Genomic DNA, 25,629 nt, shown 5'->3' on the forward strand with positions numbered 1-25,629 from the left:
CGTTCTGACCTGGGCCTGTGGCGTCGGTCGCCCGAACGGCCCCTCCTCGCCTGCGCCCCCGCGGCCCACGGGCGACGCTGGGCCTGCCAGGTGGCCGATCCGGAGGTACAGCATGGGTTCCGTACGACGGGCTCTCGTGATGGTGCTCGTGCCGTTGCTGGTCGGCGTCTGCGCCGCCTGTGGCGGTTCCGGGAGCGGCACCGACAAGGCCACCGAGCGTGCCCGCCCCGCCGAGCTGGCCTTCGAGCACCCCGGAGTGCTCGTCAGCAAGGCGCAGCTGGACCGCGTGCGCGCCCACGTGGCGGCGCGCGAACAGCCCTGGCTGGGGGCGTTCGAGCAGATGCGGGAGAGCAAGTACGGCGCGGCCGACTACCGGGCCAAGCCGTACGCCGTCGTCGAGTGCCCGCCCGACACCCGCCCCGGACAGGGCTGCGTGGAGGAGCGCGAGGACGCCATCGCCGCGTACACGCAGGCCCTGCTCTGGAACATCACCGGCGACCGCGCGCACGCCAGGAAGGCCGTGCAGATCATGGACGCCTGGTCGCGGGTGATCACCCGGCACACCGAGGCCAACGCGGGTCTCCAGACGGCCTGGGCCGCCTCCTCGTGGGCCCGCGCGGCCGAAGCCGTGCGCTACACCTACGACGGCTGGACCGACGGCGAACTCCTGCGCTTCGAGCGGATGCTGCGCAACGCCTATCTGCCCCAAGTGCGCGAAGGCGCCGCCGACTTCAACGGCAACTGGGACCTCCTGATGGCCGACGCGACCATCAGCATGGCGGTCTTCCTCGACGACCACGAGTCCTTCGAGAAGGCGGTGACGCACTTCAGGACCCGGGTGCCCGCCTACTTCTATCTGAAGTCGGACGGCCCGCTGCCGGTCTCCCCGGCGGGCAGCGACATCAACACCCCGGCGAAGCTCCAGAAGTACTGGTTCGGGCAGAAGACCTTCGCCGACGGGCTCTCCCAGGAGACCTGCCGGAACTTCAAGCACGCCAGCTACTCCCTCGCGGCCACCGCGCACATCGCGGAGACCGCCTGGCACCAGGGCGTCGACCTGTACGGCGAGGTCAAGGAGCGGCTGCGGGCCGCCCTTGAGTTCCACTCCAAGTACCAGCTGGGCGCGAAGGCGCCGGACTGGCTGTGCGGCGGCAAGGTGCAGCGCGACATGGGGCCCGACACCGAGGTCGGCCTCAATCACCTGCGGGACCGGCTGAAGCTGGAGCTTCCGGAAACGGAGAGGTTCACGGACAAGCAGCGGCCCGAGGGGACGGACGACCTGTTCGTGGCCTGGGAGACGCTGACGCACGCCGAGAACGCGTGAGCGGCGGGGCCCGTTCGCCGGTGGTTCTCAACCGGTTCGCTTTCACTCCCCCTGATGGCGTAGAGTTGCATTCAACGGCGCGGGGTGGAGCAGCTCGGTAGCTCGCTGGGCTCATAACCCAGAGGTCGCAGGTTCAAATCCTGTCCCCGCTACTAAAGACCGAAGGCCCGGATCCAGAAATGGATCCGGGCCTTCGGTGTTTTCCCGTTGCTCTCTCGTTGTTCCCCGTCGCTCTCGCGTCACTCTGTCGGCCCACAGCGGTCGCCCCGCGCCGCCGCTTTGGGAACCCTGGTTGAGCGTGGTCATGGATCTGGTCCTGGCCGCGGGATTCGGCAGGAGAAGACCGGTGGGGCTGCGAGGAGGAAGCGGCGGGGGCGAGGCTCCCGATGTCCGGCATGAGCGGGCGCTCGTGCGGGCCCTTCCCCTGCTGCTCATCGTCGCCGGGGTCGTCTACGACATCGCGACCCCGCCCGCGTTCACCGCAGCGCCCCTCTTCACCGCCGCCCCGCTCATCGCGGCCCCCTTCTACTCGCTGCTCAGCACCACCCTCATCGGCGCCGGCTCCTGCGCGGCCGTGCTTGCCCTGCACTTCAAGACCAACACCACGACCGACGTCGAGGCCGTCACCGAACTGATCACGGTGGCGACCGTCGCCGTGCTCGCCGTCCTCATCAACCGCGTCCAGCGCCGCAGCGACAAACAGCTCGCCTCCGCCCGCTCCATCGCCGAGGCCGCCCAGCGCGCCGTACTGCCGCAGCCGGATCCCCGGATCGGCGGTCTCGACATCGCCGCGCGGTACGAGGCCGCGGAGGCCGACGCCTTCATCGGGGGTGATCTGTACGCCGTGCAGGACACCCCGCACGGCGTGCGCGTCATCGTCGGTGACGTACGGGGCAAGGGGATGGGCGCGGTGGCGGCCGTCGCCGTCGTCATCGGGGCGTTCCGGGAGGCTGCCGAGCAGGAGGCCACGCTGGAGGCGGTGGCCCAGCGGCTTGAGCGTGCCCTTGCGCGCGAGGGCACGCGGCGCGACGGGCTCGACGCCTTCGAGGGGTTCACCACCGCCGTCCTCGCGGAGATCTCGCACGGCGACGGCCTGGTGCGCCTCATCAACCGCGGGCACCCGGGACCGCTGCTCCTGCGCGGCGACGGGCGGCTGTGCATGCTGTCCGCGACCGAGCCCGCGCTGCCGCTGGGGATGGGCGACCTGGGCGCCTGGCCGGACCGTGCGGACGAGACGGAGTTCCCGCCGGGGGCGATGCTGCTCCTGTACACCGACGGGCTCTCCGAGGCGCGTGACAGCCGGGGGGAGTTCTACGACGCGGCCACCCGGCTCGGGGGCCGCATCTTCCCCGGACCCAACGGCCCGGACGCCCTGCTCGCCACGCTCACCGAGGAAGTGCGCAGGCACACCGGGGGCGGCACGACCGACGACATGGCGCTGCTCGCGGTGCGGCGGCCGTTGGCGACGGGTGATGCCGGGACCGAGGGCGGGGTCGACGCGGAGATCGATGTCACCGGCCGTGACTGAAGAACACCACTCCGCATAACAACTGACGTACTGTCAAGGAAGTGTGAAGCTCCGGTGTGTGAAGAAGTGGCGTCAACTCGCCCCGTTCCGCACCCCCGTGTCCCGTTAAGTACGGGCCAAAGCCGTTAACGATCAGTCGGAACGGCTTGGAATACGACCCTGCTGTCTATTAACGTTCGATAACGCAGCGCGGTCGTCCCAGCCGTCACTCGAGTCGGCTCCGCGCGCACGCGCCTAATCCCGAAAGGGAGCCGGGGAACCACTAATTGGGGTGAATCGGGCATCTGTGCATCCGTGCCAGATGTTCGTAGGAGACCTTCCTGCTCCGAACCCGTCAGCTAACCCGGTAGGCGAGAAGGAAGGAAAGGAGTGCGCCCCAGTGGCGTCCAACCGCCCTGCCCCCCAAGGCGCGTACGTACCGAATGACGACGACTTCGGTGGGTACGAAGACAGTTCCTGGGAGGAATGGAATCCCACCGAGGAGTCCATTCGCCCCGTCCGCGGCAGGCACCGCGTCCACAAGCGGGGCGGTGGCGGGCTCGCCCGCAGCTCCACTGTTCTCGGCGTAGGCGTCATCGCCGCAGTCGGCGCGGGCGGCATCGCCACCGCGCAGGGCGGCAAGCCGCCGGTCTCCATCGAGATGCCGGACCTGTCGGCCGTCACGGACTCGCTGCCGGAGGCCAAGTCGCTTCCGGGCGTGGGGTCCTTGATATCCGACGACTCCTCCGACTCCGCCGCCGCGGACAACGGCGTGACGGTCGCCGCCGCGCCCCTGAGCGCCGCCGGAGTCAGCACCGCCGACGCCGAGCAGGGCACCACGGACGCCGGAGAGGCACTGCGGGCCCGCATCATGGAGCAGGCGGAGAACCAGCAGGACCAGGCGGACGACGCGGTCCAGAAGGCGGCCGAAGAAGCCGCCGTCAAGCAGGCCGCCGAACAGGCCGCCGCCAAGCAGACCGCGGCCGAGAAGAAGATCGCCGCCGAGAAGGCCGCCGCGAAGAAGAAGGCCGAGGCGGAGGCCAAGGCCAAGGCCGAGGCGGAGCGACTGGCCAAGCTCGCCAAGAGCTACACCCTCCCCGTCGCCTCGTACACGCTCACCGGCACCTTCGGTCAGCCCGGCTCCATGTGGTCCTCCGGCTACCACACCGGCCTGGACTTCGCCGCCCCGACGGGCACGCCCATCAAGGCCATCCACTCCGGCACCATCAAGGAAGCCGGCTGGGCGGGGGCGTACGGCTACCGCACGATCCTCGAACTCGACGACGGCACCGAACTCTGGTTCTGCCACCAGTCCTCGATGAACGTCAGCGCGGGCCAGAAGGTCACCACCGGCGAGACCATCGGCCGCGTCGGCGCGACCGGCAACGTCACCGGCGCGCACCTCCACCTGGAGGTCCACCCGGGCGGCGACTCCACCGGGGTCGACCCGGCGGCGTGGCTGCGCGGCAAGGGCCAGTCCCTCTGACGAAGCCCCAGAACCCCGGCGGTCCTGGCGACAACCCCCCGACGCCAGGGCTGCCGGTCGGGCATGCCCGCTTCAGCCCGTACCCGGATCGCTTTACGGAATTCCGCGGTCCGCAAGGGCGTTGATCCCCGTATGACTTCTCTCCGCAAGCTTGGCTCGTCCGACCTCGAGGTCTTCCCGCTCGCCCTGGGCGGCAACGTCTTCGGCTGGACGGCCGACGAGGCGCAGTCCTTCGCCGTCCTCGACGCCTACACCGCCGCGGGCGGCAACTTCATCGACACCGCCGACGTCTACTCGGCCTGGGTGCCCGGCAACAAGGGCGGTGAGTCCGAGACCGTCATCGGCGACTGGCTCGCCGCGCGCGGCAACCGCTCCGACGTCGTGCTCGCCACCAAGGTCGGCGCCCACCCCGATTACAAGGGCTTGTCGGCGAACACCATCAAGTCCGGTGCCGAGGAGTCGCTGCGCCGTCTGCGCACCGACTACATCGACCTCTACTACACGCACTACGACGACCCGTCCGTCCCGGTCGAGGAGATCATCGGCGCGCTCGACGAGCTGGTCACGTCCGGCAAGGTGCGCGCGATCGCCGCCTCGAACGTGAGCGCCGACCGGCTCCAGGAGTTCCTCGACTTCTCCGACCGCGAGGGCCTCGCGCGCTACTCGGCGCTCCAGCCGCACTACAACCTCGTCTCGCGCGACACGTACGAGGGCACCCTTGAGCAGGTCGCCTCGCGCTCCGGCCTGGCCGCCGTCCCGTACTACGCACTCGCCTCCGGATTCCTGACCGGCAAGTACCGCCCGGGTGCGAAGGTCGACAGCGCGCGCGCCGAGGGCGCGGGCAAGCACCTGGAGACGGAGCGCGGCCCGCGGGTGCTCGCCGCCCTCGACCGGATCGCCCAGGAGCGCGGCGCCGAGATCGCGACCGTGGCCCTCGCGTGGCTCGCGGCGCAGCCGACGGTGGCGGCGCCGATCGCTTCCGCCCGTACGGTCGAGCAGCTGCCCGCGCTGCTCGCGGTGGGCGAGTTCGAGCTGACGGACGCCGAGGTGTCGGCGCTGAGCAAGGCTTCCGCCTAGAGGCCTCAGCCGCGGTAGGGGTTGTACGCGGGGTAGGGCATCGCCGGTTGTGCGTACGGATATCCGTAGGGGGGCTGGTGCTGCTGCGGATAGGGCTGCGCGTACGGCTGCTGCTGGTATCCGTACGGCGGCGGCATCGGCACGAACACCGGTGCCGTCGCGCGTGCCGCGTAGGCCAGGGCGGGCCGTGCCGCCTCGCGGCGCTCCCACAGCGCGTACAGCAACTCCCGCTCCCGTACGACGAAGTCGGCGCCCGCGCGGCCCTTGCGCCCACGGTGGCGAAGGAGCGCGAGAGACGTCGCGTACGTCTCGTACTGGGCGACCGTGCGCGCCGCGGCCTTGCCCTGGGTGTACGAGGCGTAGTCGCGGGCGAGGGTGCGGGCACGCATGGTGCCCAGGGCGTACGGCTCGGGCGCGGTGAGCCAGCCCGCGAGCGCGTACGCGGGCAGTTCGGCCCGCACGATGCGCAGGCCGCGCTGTCTGATCCAGATCACCAGCCAGGTGAGCAGACCGAAGGCGGGCAGCATGAAGACCGCGTACACCGCGAAGAAGCCGTAGTCCCCGAAGGCCGCCGAACCGTTCCACAGGGCGTGCAGGCCCATCGCCAGGAGGAGTCCGCCGACCGGGAGCAGGACGCGGCGCCAGTTCTGGCGCTCCGCGCTGAGCGCGGCGATGCCGAAGCCGATGCCGGTGAGCACGGTGAAGAGCGGGTGCGCGAAGGGCGACATCACGACGCGCACGAAGAAGGTCGCCGCCGTCACGGACGCGAGCCCGGTCCCGCCGTTGATCTGGTCGGTGCCGAAGGCGCTGCCGAGATACAGGATGTTCTCGGTGAACGCGAAGCCGGTGGCGGTCACTCCGGCGATCACCACGCCGTCGACGATTCCGGTGAACTCGCGTCTGCGGAAGAGGAAGACGAGCAGCACGGCCGCGGCCTTCGCGCTCTCCTCGACGATCGGCGCTATGACCGTCGCGCCGAGGGTGTCCGCGCTGGTGGGGTCGGCGGTGGCGGTGGCTATCCAGCGGGTCGCGAAGCTGTTCGCGACGATCGCTATGAGGGCGGCCGCGCAGGCGCCCCAGGCGAAGGCGAAGAGGAGGTTGCGCCAGGGGCCCGGCTGGACCCGTTGCAGCCAGCGGAAGGCGGCCACCAGGAGAGGCACGGGAAGTGTCGCGAGCCCGAGCCCGACCAGGAAGCCTTCGGTGCCGGTCTGTTCCCTGACCAGGGCCAGGATGACCAGGCCGGACAGGGCGAGCAGCGTGACCAGGGCGGCCGCGCGTATCGCCCGGCGCTGCCACCAGCGCGCGTGCCGCAGCCCGGCGGGCCCTGCGGGGGGCATCGGGTGCGGGAGCGGAGAACGGGTGGCCACCCGTTGACCCTAACGAGGGACAGGGGTGGGCCGCGACGGTGTCTCGGGCCCCGTGGCCGGTATCTCAGGCCCCCGAGGCCGGTAGCTCAGGCCTCCTGGCCGGATGTGCGGCGGAACAGCAGGTCATGGACCACGTGTCCCTTGTCCAGGCCCTGGCCCTCGAATCGGGTGAGGGGGCGGAAGGAGGGGCGGGGCGCGTACCCGCCGTCGTCCTGGGTGTTCTCGAAGTCCGGGTGCGCGCTGAGCACCTCCAGCATCTGCTCGGCGTACGGCTCCCAGTCGGTCGCGCAGTGCAGGACGGCGCCGGGCTTGAGGCGGGGCGCGGCGAGGTCGAGGAAGTCGGGCTGGATGATGCGGCGCTTGTGGTGGCGGGCCTTGGGCCAGGGGTCGGGGAAGTAGACGCGGAGGCCGTCGAGGGAGGCGGGCGTGAGCATTTCGCGGAGCAGGATGACGGCGTCGCCGTTCGCCACGCGGATGTTGGTGAGGTCGTTCCGCTCGGCGAGGCCGAGGAGGTTTCCCTGGCCCGGGGTGTGCACGTCGACCGCGAGGATGCCGGTGTCCGGGTCGTCGGCGGCCATCTGGGCGGTGGCCTCGCCCATGCCGAACCCGATCTCGAGTACGACGGGGAGCTCGCCGCCGAACAGCTCCGCGAGGTCGAGGGTGCGCTGCCCGTCGATGTCCAGGCCCCACTTGGGCCAGAGCCGCTGGAGCGCGTCCGCCTGGCCTGTGGTGACGCGGCTGCGCCGGGGCTGGAAGCTGCGGATCCGCCGCTCGAAGTGGGAGCCCGCGGGGTCGGGCGCGGGGCCCTCCGGGAAGCGGGGCTGGCCCTTGGGGCGGGGGGTGTGAGGGCTGCTGGGGGTGGTGGGTGACTCAGACACAGTGGGGGGATTTTATCTTCCCCGACCCCGCCCCTACAGCAGCGCCAGCACTCGCCGGGCCACTTCCCGCCCAATGGGGAGGGAGGCCGTCGCCGCTGGCGAGGGCGCGTTCAGGACGTGCACCGCCCGCACCCCCTCCCGGATGAGGAAGTCGTCCACCAGCGACCCGTCCCGCAGTACGGCCTGCGCCCGCACCCCCGCCGCCGCAGGCACCAGATCATCCGGAGTCACCGCGGGCAGCAGCCTCCGCACCGCCGCGGTGAACGCCCCCTTCGAAAGGGACCGCCGGAACTCCCCCGCCCCATACCGCCAGTGCCGCCCGGCCATCCGCCAGGCCCCCGGCCACCCCAGCGTCCCCGCGACCTCCAGAGGCCGCACCACACCCCATCCGTACCCCTCACGGGCCAGCGCCGGCACCGCGTTCGGACCCACATGGACCCCGCCCCCGATGCCCCGCGTCAGATGCACCCCGAGGAAGGGGAAAGCCGGATCCGGCACCGGATACACCAGGCCCCGCACCAGCTCGGGCCGCACCAGATCGAAGTACTCGCCCCGGAAGGGCACGATCCGCATCCCGGGGTCGTCACCGGCCAGCATCGCCACCCGGTCGCACTGCAGCCCCGCGCAGTTGACCAGGACCTTTCCCCGCACCACCGAGCCGTCGGCCGTGCGGACGGCCACCCCGAGCTCCGCGCGCCGGTCGATGCGGACGACCTCCGCCCCGTAACGGACATCGGCCCCCGAGGCGTCCGCGAGGCGTGCCGCCACCGAGCCGTAGTCACAGATCCCCGTGGTCCCGACCTGGATCGCGGCGAGGCCCCGCACCTCCGGTTCGTACTCCGAGATCTGGGCGGGGCCCAGCTCCCGCACCGGAATGCCGTTCTCCCGGCCGCGCTGGACGAGGGCGTGCAGGCGGGGCAGCTCGTCGCGCTCCGTGGCGACGATCAGCTTGCCGGTGACCTCGTGCGGGATTCCGTACTCCGCGCAGAACTTGATCATCTCGGCGGCGCCCCGCACCGCGTACCGCGCCTTCAGGGAGCCCGGGCGGTAATAGATCCCGCTGTGGATCACCCCGCTGTTGCGTCCCGTCTGGTGCCGGGCGGGGCCCGGCTCCTTCTCCAGGACGGTGACCCGCGTGCCCGGCGCGGCACGCGTGATCGCATACGCCGTCGACAGACCGACGATCCCGCCGCCGATCACCAGCACATCGCAGTCGTACGCCACGGCCCGGACCATCCCGCATCACCTCCCACCCCGATAGTGCACTGCGCCACTGACAACGCCCTCAAACCCGGCGAGGACCGCAGGGTTACAGGGTGCGGAAATGCTGTTGCCGTTCCGGCGGTGCACGGGGGGACGCCCCGGGCCCTGAACCTGAATCCTGGAGATCGCACGAGAGGAATCCCGCTGAACTACGCGGGGGCCACGAGCAGCGGCCGCGCGCGCTCCCTCAGCTCCACCACGCGCGGCTCGTCGCCGTACGGCTCCAGGCGGTGCAGCAGGTCCTTCACGTACTCCGTGGTCCGCGCGGACGAGATGCGTCCGGCGACCTCCAGGGCGCGTGTGCCCTGCTCGCAGGCCGCGTCCAGGTTCCCCGACTCCAGTTCGGCGACCGCCGACACCACGAGCCGTAAGCCGTGCGAGCGCACGAACTCCTCCGTCGGCCGGGAGAGCGCCTGCTCCGTGAAGCGGCGCACCTGGCGGGGCGCCTTCAGGTCGCGATAGCACTCGGCGGCGTCCGCCGCGAAGCGGTCGTATCCGTAGAAACCGAGCCACGACGGGTCGTTGTCGCCGTCCCGGGCCCGCTCGAGCCAGCCCTCGGCCGCCCGCAGCGCCGCTCCCGCCGCCTGCGCGTCACTGGCGCGCGCGTGTGCGCGTGCCTCGACGAGGCGGAAGAAGCTCATCGTGCGCGCGGTGGCCAGGCCGCGGTTGCGCTCCAGGGCCGCCTGCGCGAGGTCGACGCCCTCGTCGCCGAAGCCGCGGTAGGTCGCCTGGAGGGACATGGAGGCGAGGACGTACCCGCCCAGGGGCACGTCGGCCGCCGCGCGGGCCAGGCGCAGGGCCTGGATGTAGTACCGCTGGGCGGCTTCCTGCTGGCCGGTGTCGAAGGCCATCCACCCGGCCAGGCGCGTCAGTTCGGCCGACGCCCCGAAGAGCGAGCGGCCCACCTCGTCCGAGTACGAACCGAGCAGCAGGGGCGCCGCCTCGACCCGCAGGCACTCGGGAACCATCGACGAACGCCAGTCACCGCCGCCGTACTTGGAGTCCCAGCGCCGGGCGTCCTCGGCGGCCTCCCGCAGTTTCAGCACGTCGCTGTGGCCGACCTTCATCGGCTGTCCGCTGTTCGCGCCGTCGTCGAGGTGGCCCGTCTCGCGGGGCTCGTCCAGGGCCACGTCGCGGGCGACCGAGCTGTCGGCCGGGGTTATCAGCCAGCGCGAGGCCGGCGTCGCGTACGCGCTCACCGCGAAGGAGCCGGCGAGCGACTGCCAGATGCCGCCGCTGCCCGCGCGCCTGCCCGCGAGATCGAGGCGGTAGAGCTCGGTCGCAGACTTCACCGCGGCGCCCACGTCGCGCGGGAAGGCCAGGCCCACCTCGGGCGCCGGATCGGCGTCCGCGAGCCCGATCTCGTGCAGCGGAACGGGGCGGCCGAGCTTCTGCCCGATGGCCGCGGCGATGAGGTGCGGGGCGGCGCCCTGCGGCACCATGCCCTTGGACACCCACCGGGCCACCGATGTCTTGTCGTATCGAAGCGTCAACCCGCGTTGTGCGCCGAGGTCGTTGACCCGGCGGGCGAGTCCCGCATTGCTGATTCCCGCGAGGGCGAGAACGGTGCCGAGTTTTTCGTTCGGCCCGCGTTGCTCCCTGGACATGCGCCACCCCTCGACACAGACGGCTGCCGCGATGGCTTGACCGCGCGGCATGCGTGCTGCGTTCCCCCGGGGGCGGCGGCGTCCGCGACTACGAGCCGCCGTGGCCCGGAACCTCGGCCGCAAGAGCATTTGGCCGAGCCCCCAGGTATATGCCTCCGCGAAAACATCAGCACACACAGCGTAGTTCGCCGAATCCCAAGCGTTAAGAGGCGCAGTTCCGTATGGCGAGATTGTTGCCGGTAGGGAAGCGGGGGAGTGCCGGGGCGTGCTCCGGGTGTGTGGCCGTGCGCCTGCGTGTGCGCTCTTCACCGGCCATAAGGGGGGCGCTTCCATTGACGGTGCGTGGGTCGGCCCGCTGCGCTGGAGTCAGCGGGCTGGGGGACACCGCCGCCTCCATCCCCGCGGGCGGCGGACCAGTCCGGGGGGCGGGCAACGCCTCCCGGACTGTGTGTTGCCGTTTACGGTTCCGTCACGCGAGCGCCATCCGCTGATTTGGCCGAAAATCGCCTCTCCGGAGGCCGGTGCAAAGCACCGTCGCGCAAGGAGAAGGGCGTTGTTGCGCCCTTCAAGTACCGCTCCCCCGGGGCAGATTAAGGGGAGCGCGACCACCTCCGTAGCCACTCCTGCGCGCCTCCTTCGTGGCAGCATGGGACCCCAGTTCTCGATGCACTGGTTGTCCACAGCCTGTGGAGGCAACGATGCGGTGGTTGGTGGGGTGGAGCAGCACTGCCGCGAAGCCTTCGGTGGTGGGCTCGGCCGGGGCCACCGGTGAGAACGGCGAGACCGTTCATCCCGTGGGATCCCAACTCCTGTGGGGCGACCCGGATCCGCTGTGGGCGGTGGGCGACTGGCGCGCCGACGAGGTGCGCACGGTCAAGGCCGACGAGCAGACGCGCATCGCGGTCCTCGGCACCTGCGGGGCGAGCGACGAGGAGCTCAGGGTCGGTCTGTTCGCGGCCCGCGGCGGCGCCCTGCGGCACCTGACCGCCTGGTCCGGCAGCTATACGGCGGTCGTCCAGGTCGGCCGCCGCGTCATGGTCGCCGGCGACCTCGCGGGCGCGCGCCCCGTCTTCTACACCCCCTGGGCGTCCGGCACGGCCTTCGCGACGGCCGCGCTGCCCCTCGCCGACCTCATCGAGGCCCACCTGGACATCGGCCACCTCGCGGCGCTGCTCGCCGCCCCCGACGTGCCGGAGGCGCTGCAGGACTCGACGCCCTACCAGGGCGTGCGGCGCGTGCCCCCGGGGCACGCCCTGATCCTGCGCGCGGGCGCACGGGAGATCGCCGGGTACGAACACGTGGCGTCCCTCGCGGTCGCCGCGCCCGCCGCCGACGCGACCACCGCCGTGGACGGCGTCCGTGACGCCCTCGTGGAGGCCGTGCGCGCCCGGCTCGGCGCCCCGCGGCACGTCCCCGGAGCGGACGTCGACCCCGGCCCCGTGCCCGGCATGGGGCCCGCCGAGCGGCGCGCGGCACGTGGCATGCCGGTGCCCGGCATCGGCGCCGACCTCTCCGGAGGGCCCGCTTCCGGCACCCTCGCGCTGCTCGCGGCGGGCCTCCCGGGGATGCCCGGCACGGTCCTCGGCCACGGGACGGGCGCGGGGGAGCGGCTCCTGGCCGTCACCTTCAACGACCTCGCGGTCAACGGCCGCGAGGCCGAGCTGGAGCGGGCGGGCGCCATCGCGGCCAACCCCCGCCTGCACCACGTGGTGGTCGCCGCGGGCGAAGAGGCCCTTCCGTACGCGGACTTGGACGGCCCTCTGACGGACGAACCGAGCTCTTCCCTCGTCATGGCCCAGCGCCACCGCGCGCGGCTCTCCTCGGGCAGCGCGGACCACTTCACGGGGTACGGCGCACGGCAGGTACTCGACGCGCACCCGGCCCGTCTCGCCGACCTCCTGATGGACCGCAGACGGCGCCATCTGGTGCGCCCCGTCGCCGCGTTGGCGAAGGCGGACGGCACGCCCGGCTCCGTCATGGTGCCCGCGCGCGTGTACGGCGCCGCCCGCAAGCTCTCCCGGATGTCCTACCGCGCGGGCGTCGACTCGCTCGCCGACCGCCTCCTCCAGCGCCGCTTCGACGAGCCGGGCGGTGCGGTGGGGGCCTCGATGGCCGCCCTCGCGTGGGCGAGACCGGGGCCCGCGGCGCGGTGGCTGACGGGCGAGGCCCTCGCTGAAGTATCGGTTCGCCTCCAGGACACCACCGGGCGGCCGGGCGCCGGACCCGGCCAGCGCCCCGGTGAGTTCCGCGCCCGCGCCGCCCTCGCCCGGCACGCGGCGGACCTGCGCGTCCTGGAACAGGCCGCCGAGGTCCGCTTCCAGCGCCTGCACGCGCCGTTCCTGGACAACCAGGTGGTCCGCGCCTGCCGCGCGCTCCCCGTCGCCCTGCGCGTCCAGCCGGGGGCTCGTGCGGCGATCCTGCGTACGGTCCTGGAAGGCGCCGGAGTGGCCGAACTGCCGCCCGGCTGGGGCGCTCCGTCCCACGCGTCGTCCGCGGCGGCGGCGCGGACGGGCCTTCGGGTGGCGGTGGACGACCTCCTGGCCCTCTTCGACACGCCCCTGCTCGCGCAGGCGGGCCTGGTGGAGGCCCGTGTGGTCCGCAAGGCACTGCGCGCGGCGGCGGAGGGCGAGCCGCTGCCGCTGGACGGCCTGGCGGACCTGGTCTCCACGGAGCTGTGGCTGCGCCGCCTGCTCTCCCGCCGCGGCACGTGCTGGACCGGCACCCCCGCGCGGCAGCGGGCTGTCCCCACGGGGAGCGTCGTGCCGCAGAGGGGGGCGTTGGGGGCGGGGCGGTAACTGGCTCCGAAGCCTCGCGCGCGGTTGATCACCGGCTTCGCCGAGTTCGTCCTCAAGCGCCGGACGGGCTGGATGCAGCCCGTCCGGCGCTTGAGGACATCTTGTACGGGGTCTGCGGCGGAGCCCCAGGTAGGCCCCCGCGCCGAGCGGGTTTTCGGGAAGGGGCGGGGTCGGGGAAAGAAACCCCCGCGCCCCGACCCGCTCCACCGGCGAGAATGACCCGGTGCGGTACAGAATCCTGGGCGCCACCGAGGCGTACGACGAACAAGGGGCGCCCCTGCCCGTAGGAGGCCGGCGGCTTCGCGCGCTCCTCGCCGCCCTCGCCCTGCGTGCCCACCGCACGGTCCCCCTGGAGACCCTCATCGCCGAGGTATGGGCGCAGGACGAGCCCCCCACCGACGCCCCCGCCGCCCTCCAGGCCCTCATCGGCCGCCTCCGCCGCGCCCTCGGCAAGGACGCCATCGCATCGGAACCCGGCGGCTACCGCCTCACCACCGCCCCCGAAGACATCGACCTGCACCGCTTCGAACGCCTCGTGCGCGAGGGCAAGGCGGCCCTGGACCGCCGCGACCCGGCATCGGCCGCCCGCACGCTGCGCGAAGCGCTCACCCTGTGGCGCGGCCCCGCCCTCGCCGACCTGCCCGACCGCAGCGCGGCCGCCCGCCCCGAAGCGCTGCACGCCGAGGCGACCCGCGCGCGGGTCGAGGCGGACCTGCTCCTGGGCCACGCCTCCGACGTCGTACCGGAACTGAAGGAACTCACCGCCGCCCAGCCGTACGACGAGACGCTGCACGCCCTCCTGATCCGCGCCCTGCGCGACGCGGGCCGCGGCGCCGACGCCCTCGCCGCGTACGAGACCGCGCGCCGCACGCTCGCCGACGGCCTCGGCACGGACCCCGGACCTGAACTCCGTTTCTTGCACGCGGAGTTGCTGGACCCGGCCGCGGCCTGGGAGCCGAGCGCCAAAGGGCCGGAGCGCCCGGAGCGGACAGGTAACCTCCGGCCCCGCCTGACCAGCTTCGTCGGCCGGGAACCCGAACTCGGCGCCATCCGTTCAGACATGAGACGAGCACGCCTGGTCACCCTCACCGGCCCCGGCGGCTCCGGCAAGACCCGCCTCGCCGAGGAAGCCGCCGCCGGGCATCCGCAGGCATGGCTGGCCGAGCTCGCCCCGCTCGACCGCCCCGAGGCGGTCCCGGGAGCCGTCGTCAGCGCGCTCGGTCTGCGCGAGACGGCGCTGATGACCAGCGAGATGACCGTGCCGCAGGACGACCCCATCGCCCTGCTCGTCGAGTACTGCGCCCCGCGCGCTCTGCTCCTGCTCCTCGACAACTGCGAGCACGTCATCGGCGCCGCGGCCGACCTCGCCCAGACCCTCCTCACGCACTGCCCGGATCTCACGGTCATCGCCACCAGCCGCGAACCCCTGGGCGTACCGGGCGAGTTCGTGCGACCCGTCGAGCCCCTGCCGCCCGACCCCGCCCACCGCCTCTTCAGCGAGCGCGCCACGGCCGTGCGCCCGGACTTCGACCCCGAGGAGGACGCCGGGGCCGTCGCCGAGATCTGCCGACGCCTCGACGGCCTCCCGCTCGCCATCGAACTGGCCGCGGCCCGTCTTCGCCTGCTCACGCCCCGGCAGATCGCCGACCGCCTCGACGACCGCTTCCGCCTCCTCACCAGCGGCAGCCGCACGGTCCTGCCCCGCCAGCAGACGCTGCGGGCCGTCGTCGACTGGTCCTGGGACCTGCTCGACGAGCCCGAGCGGACCGTGCTGCGCGAGGTGTCCGTCTTCGCGGGCGGCTGGGACATAGAGGCGGCGGAGGCGGTCTGCACCGGCCCTGCCGCCGACCTCATCGGCGCCCTCGTGGACAAGTCCCTGCTCATCGCCGAACCCACGGCCGGCGGCGGCATGCGCTACCGCATGCTGGAGACCATCCACGAGTACGCGTCCGAGCGGGCCGCAGAGACGCCGGAGCTGCGCACCGCTGCGGGCCGCCGCCACACCGCGTACGTCCGCGCCCTGGTCGAGAAGGCCGAACCCCTGCTGCGCTCGGCCGACCAACTCCCGTGGATCCAGCGCCTGGAGACGGATCTTGACAACATCCGCGCGGCCCTGCAACGCGCCACCGAGTCCGGCGATGGGGAGGATGCGCTGGCCATCGCCCTGGCCGTGGGCTGGTTCTGGTCCATGCGGAACTACCGCAGAGAGGGCGCGAACTGGGTCGCAGGCATCCTGCGCCTCGCACCGCCGATGCCGCCCGACGGTCCCGACGGCATCCCCGAGGACACGGGCGAACCGCTCCACTGGTCCTGGATGAGCCTGCGGCTGCTGCACTTCTTCCTGGTGGCGGAGTCCAGGCCCATGGACGCGCTGGCCGACGAGGACGACCGCGTCTACCTCGGGCGGCTGCGGGACGCCTTCGCGCAACCGGTGCCGGCGGCGGCCCGCTTCCCGGGGATCATCTGGCCGTTCACCGCCTACTTCCTGGACGGCCCCGAGGCGGCCAAACCCGGCCTGGACGACGTGGTCGCCAACTGCCGCAGACACGGCGGCGACTGGGAGATCGGCGTCAGCCTGATGTTCCGCACGCACCAGGCCGTCGACGCCCCGGGCAACCTGTCCGGGGTCGACGAGGATCTCGCGGAGCTGCGCGAGCTGAGCATGCGCGCAGGCGACCGCTGGATGCGCGCCCAGGTGTCGAGCGCGGCGGGCGAGGCCGCGATGGCGCGCTGTCTGCACGAGGAGGCACGCGTCGAGTACGACGAAGCGCTGCGGCTCGCCTACGAAGTGGGCGCCTACGCCGAGACGCCCTTCCTGATCGTCCGCCTCGCCGAGATCGCGTACCGCGAGGGTGACCGCGAACTGGCGGCGAAGGCCCTGCACGAGGCAGGGATCGAGGCCGACCGGTACGGCGTGGGGGACTCGCGCGCGTTCATGCGTCTGGTGCAGGCGCAGATGGCGCTGGACGACGGCGAAGTCGCCAGGACCCGCGCCCTGTTCGAGGAGGCCCGCGCCGACGCCGAGCGCGGCACGCCGCCGCCGCAGTTCATCGCGGCGCTCCATGGCCTGGAGTCCAAGATCGTGGCCGCCGAGTCGGGCCCGGAGCAGGCACTGCCGGTGCTCGCGGACGGACTGCGGATGGCGCTGGACAGCCGGTGCGCGGAGCTGGTCATCGCGGCGCTCGTGGACTGTGGAGCCACCCTGGTGAGCAGGCTCGGCGACCACCCCCGCGCGGCCCGCCTGCTGGCTTTCAGCACCCGGCTGCGGAGCGGCAATCCGCGCCCGATGCCGGAGCTTGCCGACGCCGAGCGGGTCGAGACCGCGGCGCTCGCCGCCCTCGGCGAGCGCCGGTACGAGGCCGAGTGCGCCGCGGGCGACGGACTCACCGCCCCCGACGCCCTCGCGGAACTGAGCTGAACTGAGCTGAGCTGAACGGAGCCCGCAGCCTACGTACAGCGGAAGCGCGACTGCGCCCAGTCCGCGAGCGCGGCCGAGTCGAACGGCGAGTGCGGCTCGACGACCAGGCGGATCGTCTTGCGCCCGGTCAGGTTCACCTGCACGGGCACCGCCGGATCCCCGCCCTTCATCAGCGGTGACTGCCACAGCCGGACGCCGTCCCCGAAGACCGAGAACCGCACCTTGCCCAGGCCCATCGTCATGTCGTCGACGCCGACGACCGCGTCATACGTCGAGCACTGGCGGTTCAGGTCGATGGTGACGGAGGACTGGCCATGGACGGTCACGCCGTGGCCGTACTGCTTGTCCGCGATGGACAGGCCGCCGCGCTGCCAGACCCAGCTGCTCTCGCCGAGCCGCATCTCGGGCTTGGTGCCGTCACCGACGACGCCGTACTGCAGCTCGCTCCACTGGTAGACCGTCGGGGCGGGCGGCGGCGGAGGCGGCGGCTTGGGCTTCGGCTTGGACGGCGTGGGAGTCGGCGTCGGCTTGGGGGCCGGTGGCTCGGGCTTCGGCGTGGGGGTGGGGGTGGGCGTGGGGGTCGGCTTGGGCCTGGGCTTCGGGGGCGGCTCGGGCTTCGGCTCGGCGGCCGCCGCCGCCGGCGGCGCGGGCTCGGGCTTGGGCTTCGGGGGCGGCGGCTTGCTCGGTACGACAGGCTCGACGGCCGGCGGCTTCCCGGCGCTCGGCAGGTCCTTGGGCTTGTCCCCGTCTCCCGCGGTGAGGGCGATCGCCGCAGCCGCGGCCGCGACGACGACCGCCGCCGCGATACCGGCCTTCGCGGGCGCCCCGAGCCCTTCGGCGGCAGCGCCGCCGCCCGCCGCACCACCGGACGAGCCGCCGCTCGCCGCCGCCGCGCCCGCGGCACCGGCGCCCGCGGCACCCGCAGCGCCACCGCCGACGAGGGCGGCCACCTTCGCGTACCCGGCGGCACCGAACCAGCCGATGACCGCGATCGGCACGACCCCGGGAATACCGCTGGCGACTTCCTTGATCTGGCCCGCGGCCAGGCGGCACTTGGCGCACTCCTCCAAGTGCTTGCGCAGGCCGCGCTCGGCCCGGGTGCGCAGACTGCCGCGTGCGTAGGCGCCGAGCCGGTCGGCGTACCGCGCGCACTCCTCGTTGTCGGTGAGGGTGGTGCTCACGTGGGCCTGGAGATACGCCTCCTTGAGACCCTCGCGCGCCCGCTTGGCCAGCACCCGGGTGCCGTTGGCGTCGAGCCCGAAGAGCGTGGCGACGTCACTGGGGGACTCGTCCTCGATCTCCGTGTGCCACAGCACGGCCTGCCAGCGCTCCGGAAGGCTCCGGAACGCCTGCATGGCCATGGACTGCTCGGCCTCGTGCATCGCGCGCACGTCCGCGCCCAGGTCCAGAGTGTCGTCGTCGGAGACCTCGGAGCTGCGCGAGGCCTGCGCCGCGAAGACCGCGAAGTCCTCGACCAGGTGCTCCCGCTTCGCCGACTTCGTCCATCCCGCGGCGACGCGGCGCACCGTGGTGAGCAGATAGGCGCGCACCGCGTGCTCGGGTCCGCTGCCGCCCCGGACCGCCTGGAGCATCCGCGCGAAGACCTCGGCCGTGAGGTCGTCGGCGGTGTGGGCGTCCCGGCAGCAGGTGCGGGCGTACCGGCGGACGGCTTCGGCGTGCCTTCGGTACAGCTCTTCGTACGCCGTGTCGTCGCCCGCCCGCATCCGGGCGATCAAGTCGCTGTCGGCGGACGGTCCTTCCGCGGGGACGAGAGATCCGGGCTCGGCCGGCAGGAGGGGCACCGGGGCCCCGCCCCGGACACCTTCGCGCTGCGGCGGAACGCTGGGATCCGCACCGCCGGGTCCGCCACCGGATCCGGGCCCGCCCTGGTTCGGCACCTGCCGAGGAGGCAGCCCTGCGGCCTCCTCGCCCAAGGCGGAGGACGACTCGTCCCGCCCGTCACCACTCATCGCGGAAGCCCCCGCTTGCACACTCAGACCCGGCCATCCGGGAAAGAGTGCCATACGGGCGTGCTACGGCGGACGGCGATGACGGTCAACCACCCTTCCGAGGTGACTTCCCGTATTCGAGCACTACCGTTCACCCATTCGGGGAAGGCTCAACCACCGCTGATTCAACGGAAGTTGAGCCGAACCCGTGCCTGCCTCGCGCCGAACCCGTGCCTGTCCCGTGCCGCTTCAGACCGAGGGGCGCGAGCGCAGACCCTCGAGCAGGATGTCGAGCAGCCGCGACGAGGCCGCCGCCTGCTGCGCCGCGTCCGGCAGCGAGGGCGCAGCCGTGGCTATCACCAGGAGCACGTCCGACACGGTCACGTCCGCGCGCAGCTCGCCCGCCGCCCGCGCCCGCTCCACGAGGCGTCCGACGACCTCCAGGAGCGCGACCGCCCCCGGGTCGTCCGCCGCCGACTCCTCGGCCGGAGCCGAGCGCTGCTCGACGAGCCGCAGCTCGGGACCGGCCGGAGCCGCCTGCCGCTGCTGCGGCACGCGCGCCTCGTCCTCCCGTGCGCCCGCGACCTCGTCCGCGACGCCCACCCGCAGCACCTGCGGCGGCAGGAGCCGCCCCGCGCCCGATGCGACGGACGTCCGCAGGAAGCGCGAGAGCGCCGACCACGGCTCGTCCTCCTGGCCGAGCGCCGATCGCGCCTGGTCGGTGAGCCGGGAGGTCTCCTCCTCGGCTATGCGCCGCACCAGCACGTCCTTGCTGGGGAAGCGGCGGTAGACCGTGCCCACGCCGACCCGTGCGCGCCGGGCGACGTCTTCCATCGGCGCGCCGTAACCCAGCTCGCCGAAGACCTCGCGCGCCGCGCGAAGAACATGCTCGAGATTGCGCTGTGCGTCCACACGCAGCGGCGTCGAACGCGGTCCGTCCCCCATGTCGCGTCCGTTCCCGCTGGTGGCGACGGCTGAAGCCGACACCATGCTCGAAGTCCAGTGAGATTCCTGAATGCTCATATGCGTTCCCCCGGTAATGGCGTCTCCCCCCGGAGACACTCCCCGCCATTGGCTACCGGAGTGTGAGGAGCAAGCCCGAATCCCGAGCCCCGTAGCTGGACTCGACGAGCGCATCCCCCGACACCCCGACGACACACGAACATAGTTGAGCCAGAGTCAATTCAGAAGAGGCGGGTTCCGCACAGAGCTCCCCCCGATCGGAGTACGCACCGATTCCGACCTGATTGCACCCCCTGGCTTCCTGCCTCTTCCCCCTGCTGACCTGCGTACTTCTCCCACACGGAGCCAAGGCCCGCACGGCGTGCCGCAGGCCATGACCGGTCACACAAATTGCCGAGGCTGTGGACAAACTCCAGAGCTGGGTGCGTCATGGGATGGTGAAGGAACCTGTGCGCATTCTCGTTGTGGGCGGCGGCTACGTCGGCATGTACACCGCACTGCGCCTCCAGCGGAAGCTGAAGCCGGAGCTGAAGCGGGGCGAAGTGGAGATCGTGGTGGTGACGCCCGATCCCTATATGACCTACCAGCCGTTCCTGCCCGAAGCCGCGGCCGGCTCCATCTCGCCCCGGCACGTCGTCGTCCCGCTCCGCCGCGTCCTGGACAGATGCCGGATCGTCATCGGCGAGGTCAAGACGGTCGACCACGCCAAGCGCACGGCGTCCTTCGTCACGCTCGCCACCGAGGACGAGGGCTCGGGCGCCGTCGACATCGCGTACGACGAGATCGTCCTGGCACCCGGCTCCATCTCGCGCACCCTGCCCGTCCCGGGCCTCGCCGAGCACGGCGTCGGCTTCAAGACCGTCGAAGAGGCCATCGGCCTGCGCAACCACGTCATCGAGCAGATGGACATCGCCTCCTCGACGCGTGACCCCGCGGTCCGCGACGCGGCCCTGACCTTCGTCTTCGTGGGCGGCGGGTACGCGGGCGTCGAGGCGCTCGGCGAGCTGGAGGACATGGCCCGCTACGCCTCGCGGTACTACCACAACGTCAAGGCCGAGGACATGAAGTGGATCCTCGTCGAGGCCTCCGGGCGGATCCTCCCCGAGGTCGGCGAGGAGATGGGCAAGTACACGGTCCGTGAGCTGCGGCGCCGCAACATCGACGTACGCCTGGAGACCCGTCTGGACTCGTGCGAGGACCGGGTCGCCGTCCTGAGCGACGGCGCGCGCTTCCCCACCCGCACCGTCGTGTGGACCGCGGGCGTCAAACCGCACCCGGTGCTCGCCGCGACCGACCTGCCGCTGAACGAACGCGGCCGCCTCGACTGCACCGCCCAGCTGGCCGTGAACGGCCACGCGCACGCGTGGGGCGCGGGAGACGCGGCAGCCGTCCCCGACGTCACGGCCGACGAGCCCGGCAAGGAGTGCGCACCCAACGCCCAGCACGCGGTGCGCCAGGCCAGGACGCTCGGCGACAACATCGCCGCGTCCCTGCGCGAACAGCCGCTCAAGGAGTACACGCACACATACGTGGGCTCGGTCGCGTCCCTGGGGCTGCACAAAGGTGTCGCACATGTCTACGGACGGAAGTTGAAGGGCTACCCTGCCTGGTTCATGCACCGCGTCTACCACCTGAGCCGCGTGCCCACCGTCAACCGCAAGTCCCGGGTGCTCGCCGAATGGACCCTGTCAGGCCTGTTCAAACGCGAGATCGTCTCCCTGGGGTCGCTCGAACACCCGCGTGCGGAGTTCGAACTCGCGGCCGGGGGCAGAGGCCCGAAGGAGTCCTCCTGACCGGAGGCAGGAACTCCCCGCGTGACACCGGCGTCTGACGGATGTCAGTCCGGTCGGCCAGACTGTTCGTGTGACCATGGGCGGGCCAGGACCGCCGGAAATCCCCGCCCGATCCAGAAGCGACATCACGAGGCCTACCGCAGTGAACTTCACGCGCTGGAGCGCCCGGCTCCCCGGAACGCAGCGCCGCGCCGCGGCGCGCACCGACCTGGGGATCTCCCCGCCACAGCGAGCCGAAAGCTCCGTCCCTGCGGCCCGCGCCGAGGGCGGCCAGGAGGGCACGACCCTCACCCCGGCCGCCGGCGTCGACGAACTGCCGACGCGCGAGGTGCTCGACCGCATTCCGGCCCTCGTCGCCCTGGTGCACGGCCCCGAGCACCGCATCGCGTACGTCAATGACGCGTACGCCACCGCGTTCGGCGACCGTCCCGTGGGCGAGCCCGCACGTGACGCGCTGCCCGAGCTGGAAGAGCTCGGCCTGCTGCCCCTCCTGGACCAGGTCCTGCGCAGCTCCAAGCCGCGCACGGTCAAGTCCCGCAAGGCGGCGAGCGGCCGGTCGTACACCTTCACCTGCACGCCCGTGACGCTCCCCGTGAGCGGCTCGGCCGCGGGCCTCAAGGACGACGGCGTCCTCGTCTTCGCCGCCGACGTCACCGACCACGCGGAGGCCGCCGAGCGGCTGCGGGCCAGCGAGCGCACCCAGCGCGAGACGGCCGTCACGCTGCAACGTTCACTCCTCCCGCAGGAGTTGGAGCAGCCGGACGACCTGCGCATCGCCGCCACGTACCAACCGGGCGGCACGGAGGCCGCGGTCGGCGGCGACTGGTACGACGTGATCACCCTCGGCGGCGGCCGCACCGCCCTGGTCATCGGCGACGTCATGGGCCGAGGCGTCCGTGCCGCGGCCGTCATGGGCCAGCTCCGCACGGCCGTGCGCGCCTACGCCCGCCTTGACCTGCCCCCGCACGAGGTCCTGCAGCTCCTGGACGGCCTCGCCACCGAGATCGACGCGATGCAGATCGCCACCATGGTCTACGCCGTGCACGACCCGAACGAAGGCAGCCTGACGTACGCCTCCGCCGGGCACCTGCCGATCCTCGTACGGGACGAGGGCGGCACGATCCACCGCGCGGAGGAGCCCACCGGGCCGCCGCTCGGCACCGGCGGCTGGCTGCACACCTCGGGCTCGGTCCCGCTGGGCCCCGGTTCGACCGCCGTCCTCTATACGGACGGCCTGGTCGAGCGGCGCAGCGAGGACATCGACGAAGGCGTCGCCTCCCTGGAGCGCGCACTGGCGGGCGCAACCGGCACACCCCAGGTGGTGTGCGACCGGCTGATCCGCGCCCTGGGGGTGACGGCCGACCACGACGACGACGTGGCGGTCCTGGTCCTCCAGCACCCCGCGCGCAAGGGCCTGGACGCCGAGCTGTTCCGCAACGCCGCCCTGGAGCTGCTCGGTGGCGTGGAAGCGGCGCCACGCGCGCGTGCCTTCGCGACCGGCGTCCTCGCCAGCTGGCGCTTCCCGCCCGAACTGCACGACCTGGGAGTGCTCGCGGCCAGTGAACTGGTCGCCAACTCCCTCCAGCACGGCACGCCACCGATGCGCCTGCGCCTGCGCCGCACGGACCGCCGCCTGATCATCGAGGTGACGGACGGCGACGACCACCTGCCGCGCCGCCGCCGCGCGGAGCCCGCGGACGAGGCGGGACGCGGCATCGCCATCGTCGCCACGATCGCCTCGAACTGGGGCTCACGGCGTACACCGGGCGGCGGCAAAGCGGTCTGGTGCGAGTTCGCGCTCCCGCGCAGTGACTAGGAGTTCGCCGGTACGGGCTCGGGGGTGCCCTGAGCGACGACCCGGCTCTTCGCCACGTACGGCTGGTTCTGCAGCGGAGTGAGCTGCCGCCCCAGACGCACCGCGAGCACCGTGATGCCCAGCGAGAACAGCAGGAACGTCACGATGTACGGCCCGTGCAGCGCGGCCCCCATCGGACCACCGACCGCGGGTCCCACAGCGAGAGCGAGCTGCTTCACCAGGGCGAACGCCGAGTTGTACTGACCGACCATCCCGGCCGGAGCCAGATCGGCGACCAGCGGCGCGACGGTCGGCGACAGCATCGCCTCACCGAGCCCGAAGAGCGCGTACGTCGAGATGAACGCGGCGGTCGCCATGGCCTGGCTGCCGTGGCCCATCCCCGCGTACCCGGCCGCGATCCACGCGACGGCCCAGATGAGACCGACGGCCGCGATCACCCGGGACCGCTTGCGCCGCTCGACGAACTTCAGGACGGCGAACTGCGCGATGACGATCACGGCGGTGTTGGCGGCGAGCGCGATGCCGAGCGTCGACGGCGAGATCCCGGCCGCCTCCACGCCGTACGCGGAGAGACCCGACTCGAACTGGCCGTAGCAGGCGAAGAACAGCACGAAGCCGAGCACGCACAGCTGCACCATCGCCTTGTGCCGCAGCAGCGCCCGCAGACCGCTCTGCGGCGCGGACCCGTCCTTGGGCACGGCGTCCTGGATGGACGGCGCGTGCGGAAGCCGCACGGTGACGACGATCGCGGCGAGCACCAGGAACATCACGGCCTCGATGGAGAACAGCGTGATGAAGCTGCCCGGGTCGTGCTCGTCGACGATCTGGCCGCCGATGAGGCCGCCGATACCGAGGCCCAGGTTCTGCAGAAAGAACTGCATCGCGAAGGCACGCGTGCGCGTGGTGGGCGTCGAGCACCAGACGATCATCGTGGCGAGCGCGGGCTGCATCACGGCCGTACCGGCGCCGAGGAGGGCCGCCGAGACGATCGCGGTCGCCTCACTACTGGCGAACCCGAGCGCGAGAGCACCCACCGATGCGGTCAGCGCGGCTCCCATGAGTACGGGGAGCGGGCCGCGGCGGTCGATGACGCGCCCGGTGATGGGCAGGACGATCAGCGCGGCCATGGCAAAGGCGGCGAGCACGATGCCCGCCGTACTGGCCCCCAGATCCCGCACCTGCGCCACGTACACGTAGAGGAACGGAACCGTGAACCCGACGCCAAACGCGCTCAGCGCGCTGCCTGCCTGAATACGACGCATCGCTGCGCCCATCGCCCTGGTCACTTTCACCTGCCTTAGGAGTTAGCCATGAAGACTTCGAAGCTAAAGTTAGAGTCTAAACAGTACACACAGAAGAACTTCAACGCCAAGTGAGGGCGTGCCATACTGCGGGCCATGGGTGACACTCCCGGCCCCAGTGAGCCGACTCTCGAAGAGCAGATCGCCGCCTACCAGCGGGAGTTTCAGGACCTCGACCCGCAGGTCGAGGAGATCGTCTCGGCCCTCGGCCGCCTCAACCGGCGGATGAGCGTCGCCTACGGGCGGCAGACCGCGACCCTCGGCATCAGCAACGCCGAGTGGGAGGTCCTCAAGGCCCTCGTCCTCTCCGGCGCCCCGTACCAAATGGGCCCCGGCGAGCTCGCCAAAGGCCTCGGCCTCACGCCGGCGGCCATGACGCACCGCATCGACCGCATGGTGACGGAGGGTCTGGTCACCAGGGACCGGGACGAGAACAACCGCGTGCGCGTGATCGTCGAGCTCACCGCGGAGGGCCGCGAGAAGTGGCTGGAGGCGATGCGCCTGGCCACGGTCTTCGAGGAGGACCTTCTCCAGGACCTCTCACAGGAGGAGCGCGGCGCCCTCGGGGAAGTACTGACCCGTCTGCTGCGCAGGGTGGAGCACGCCCAGCCGGACGCGGGCGGACGCCTCACCGACCTGGACTGAGGGCTCCACCTCGTGGTTTGACAGTCATCCACTGGATCCGTAAGGTTCTTCGGGTTGCCACGGAGCCGTAACGGTTCTGCGACAGCACCTCCCGCCGCTGAGACGCGGCAAAACAAACTCTGCACGACATCCCACCGGGAACGATTTCGGCATGCCCGAATTCAATTCCAGGACTCGATTATGAGTAGCCGGGAAGAACCGCTAGAGTTTGAGACGTCGGAACGGCCCAACAGCCGGGAAGACAAGCCCCGCTGACTGGGAATCAGGCCCGAAAGGATCTGATAGAGTCGGAACCGCCGGAAAGGGAAACGCGAAAGCCGAAAGGCAGGAGCGGAAACCTGAAAAGCACCGAGGAAAATCGGACACGAAAGAGTCTGATAGAGTCGGAAACGCAAGAACGAAGAACAAAAAGAAACACCGAAGGGAAGCGCCCGGAGGAA

General features: G+C 71.9%; 16 protein-coding genes, 1 tRNA gene and 1 riboswitch. Of the genes, 10 read left to right on the top strand and 7 right to left on the bottom strand.

Annotated features, from left to right (window positions below):
* The first annotated feature begins 112 nt into the window (after positions 1–112).
* The 5 genes from ABZ833_RS27995 to ABZ833_RS28015 all read left to right on the top strand — a co-directional run bounded on the left by ABZ833_RS27995 (position 113) and on the right by ABZ833_RS28015 (position 5,394).
* Entirely contained in the window at positions 113–1,324 is a 1,212-nt protein-coding gene (locus tag ABZ833_RS27995; protein WP_361051749.1) for an alginate lyase family protein, read from the top strand.
* A gap of 78 nt (positions 1,325–1,402) precedes the next feature.
* Positions 1,403–1,476: transfer RNA gene (locus ABZ833_RS28000), tRNA-Met, on the top strand.
* A gap of 194 nt (positions 1,477–1,670) precedes the next feature.
* Positions 1,671–2,852 carry a PP2C family protein-serine/threonine phosphatase gene (locus ABZ833_RS28005; RefSeq protein WP_361051752.1) on the top strand — a complete coding sequence of 394 codons (1,182 nt, stop codon included), beginning with the start codon at positions 1,671–1,673 and terminating at the stop codon, positions 2,850–2,852.
* A 221-nt stretch (positions 2,853–3,073) separates the two neighbouring features.
* Positions 3,074–3,220: riboswitch (cyclic di-AMP (ydaO/yuaA leader) on the top strand.
* A gap of 11 nt (positions 3,221–3,231) precedes the next feature.
* Positions 3,232–4,317 (top strand): M23 family metallopeptidase, encoded by a 1,086-nt coding sequence (locus tag ABZ833_RS28010; RefSeq protein WP_361051755.1) that lies wholly within the window; start codon positions 3,232–3,234, stop codon positions 4,315–4,317.
* 132 nt (positions 4,318–4,449) lie between these two features.
* Positions 4,450–5,394: an aldo/keto reductase gene (locus ABZ833_RS28015; RefSeq protein WP_361051758.1), complete on the top strand. Its 945-nt coding sequence runs from the start codon at positions 4,450–4,452 to the stop codon at positions 5,392–5,394.
* Between the two features lie 5 nt (positions 5,395–5,399).
* Here ABZ833_RS28015 and ABZ833_RS28020 read toward each other — a convergent pair whose 3' ends face one another.
* The 4 genes from ABZ833_RS28020 to ABZ833_RS28035 form a co-directional block, all read right to left on the bottom strand.
* A complete protein-coding gene (locus ABZ833_RS28020; protein WP_361051831.1) occupies positions 5,400–6,731 on the bottom strand; it encodes a PrsW family intramembrane metalloprotease in 1,332 nt (443 codons plus the stop codon).
* A gap of 116 nt (positions 6,732–6,847) precedes the next feature.
* A complete protein-coding gene (gene trmB / locus ABZ833_RS28025; RefSeq protein ID WP_361051761.1) occupies positions 6,848–7,639 on the bottom strand; it encodes a tRNA (guanosine(46)-N7)-methyltransferase TrmB in 792 nt (263 codons plus the stop codon).
* A gap of 33 nt (positions 7,640–7,672) precedes the next feature.
* Positions 7,673–8,875, bottom strand: coding sequence for an L-2-hydroxyglutarate oxidase (lhgO, locus tag ABZ833_RS28030; RefSeq protein ID WP_361051764.1), 1,203 nt, complete (start codon positions 8,873–8,875; stop codon positions 7,673–7,675).
* Positions 8,876–9,051: 176 nt separating this feature from the next.
* The gene (locus tag ABZ833_RS28035) at positions 9,052–10,509 is read right to left on the bottom strand and encodes an MFS transporter (protein WP_361051767.1); all 1,458 of its coding nucleotides are present in this window, start codon (positions 10,507–10,509) and stop codon (positions 9,052–9,054) included.
* A gap of 698 nt (positions 10,510–11,207) precedes the next feature.
* Between ABZ833_RS28035 and ABZ833_RS28040 the strand changes: the two genes are divergently transcribed.
* Both ABZ833_RS28040 and ABZ833_RS28045 read left to right on the top strand, forming a co-directional pair.
* Positions 11,208–13,304: an asparagine synthase-related protein gene (locus ABZ833_RS28040; protein WP_361051770.1), complete on the top strand. Its 2,097-nt coding sequence runs from the start codon at positions 11,208–11,210 to the stop codon at positions 13,302–13,304.
* 223 nt (positions 13,305–13,527) lie between these two features.
* Positions 13,528–16,722 (top strand): BTAD domain-containing putative transcriptional regulator, encoded by a 3,195-nt coding sequence (locus tag ABZ833_RS28045; protein ID WP_361051773.1) that lies wholly within the window; start codon positions 13,528–13,530, stop codon positions 16,720–16,722.
* 29 nt (positions 16,723–16,751) lie between these two features.
* Here ABZ833_RS28045 and ABZ833_RS28050 read toward each other — a convergent pair whose 3' ends face one another.
* Together ABZ833_RS28050 and ABZ833_RS28055 are read right to left on the bottom strand one after the other, a co-directional pair.
* Entirely contained in the window at positions 16,752–18,692 is a 1,941-nt protein-coding gene (locus ABZ833_RS28050; protein ID WP_361051776.1) for a sigma-70 family RNA polymerase sigma factor, read from the bottom strand.
* Positions 18,693–18,920: 228 nt separating this feature from the next.
* Positions 18,921–19,694, bottom strand: a complete 774-nt coding sequence (locus ABZ833_RS28055; protein ID WP_361051779.1) for a helix-turn-helix domain-containing protein — start codon at positions 19,692–19,694, stop codon at positions 18,921–18,923.
* Between the two features lie 374 nt (positions 19,695–20,068).
* Between ABZ833_RS28055 and ABZ833_RS28060 the strand changes: the two genes are divergently transcribed.
* Together ABZ833_RS28060 and ABZ833_RS28065 are read left to right on the top strand one after the other, a co-directional pair.
* Positions 20,069–21,427 (top strand): NAD(P)/FAD-dependent oxidoreductase, encoded by a 1,359-nt coding sequence (locus ABZ833_RS28060; protein WP_361051782.1) that lies wholly within the window; start codon positions 20,069–20,071, stop codon positions 21,425–21,427.
* A gap of 142 nt (positions 21,428–21,569) precedes the next feature.
* The gene (locus ABZ833_RS28065) at positions 21,570–23,243 is read left to right on the top strand and encodes a SpoIIE family protein phosphatase (protein ID WP_361051785.1); all 1,674 of its coding nucleotides are present in this window, start codon (positions 21,570–21,572) and stop codon (positions 23,241–23,243) included.
* Here ABZ833_RS28065 and ABZ833_RS28070 read toward each other — a convergent pair.
* Positions 23,240–24,517 (bottom strand): MFS transporter, encoded by a 1,278-nt coding sequence (locus ABZ833_RS28070; protein ID WP_361051788.1) that lies wholly within the window; start codon positions 24,515–24,517, stop codon positions 23,240–23,242. The genes ABZ833_RS28065 and ABZ833_RS28070 overlap by 4 nt on opposite strands.
* A 123-nt stretch (positions 24,518–24,640) precedes the next feature.
* Between ABZ833_RS28070 and ABZ833_RS28075 the strand changes: the two genes are divergently transcribed.
* On the top strand, positions 24,641–25,189 hold the full coding sequence (locus ABZ833_RS28075; protein WP_249589073.1) for a MarR family transcriptional regulator: 549 nt from the start codon (positions 24,641–24,643) through the stop codon (positions 25,187–25,189).
* Positions 25,190–25,629 lie beyond the last annotated feature (440 nt).

Origin of the sequence: Streptomyces sp. NPDC047525 (assembly GCF_040643025.1) — a bacterium.
GTDB classification, from domain to species: domain Bacteria; phylum Actinomycetota; class Actinomycetes; order Streptomycetales; family Streptomycetaceae; genus Streptomyces; species Streptomyces durmitorensis.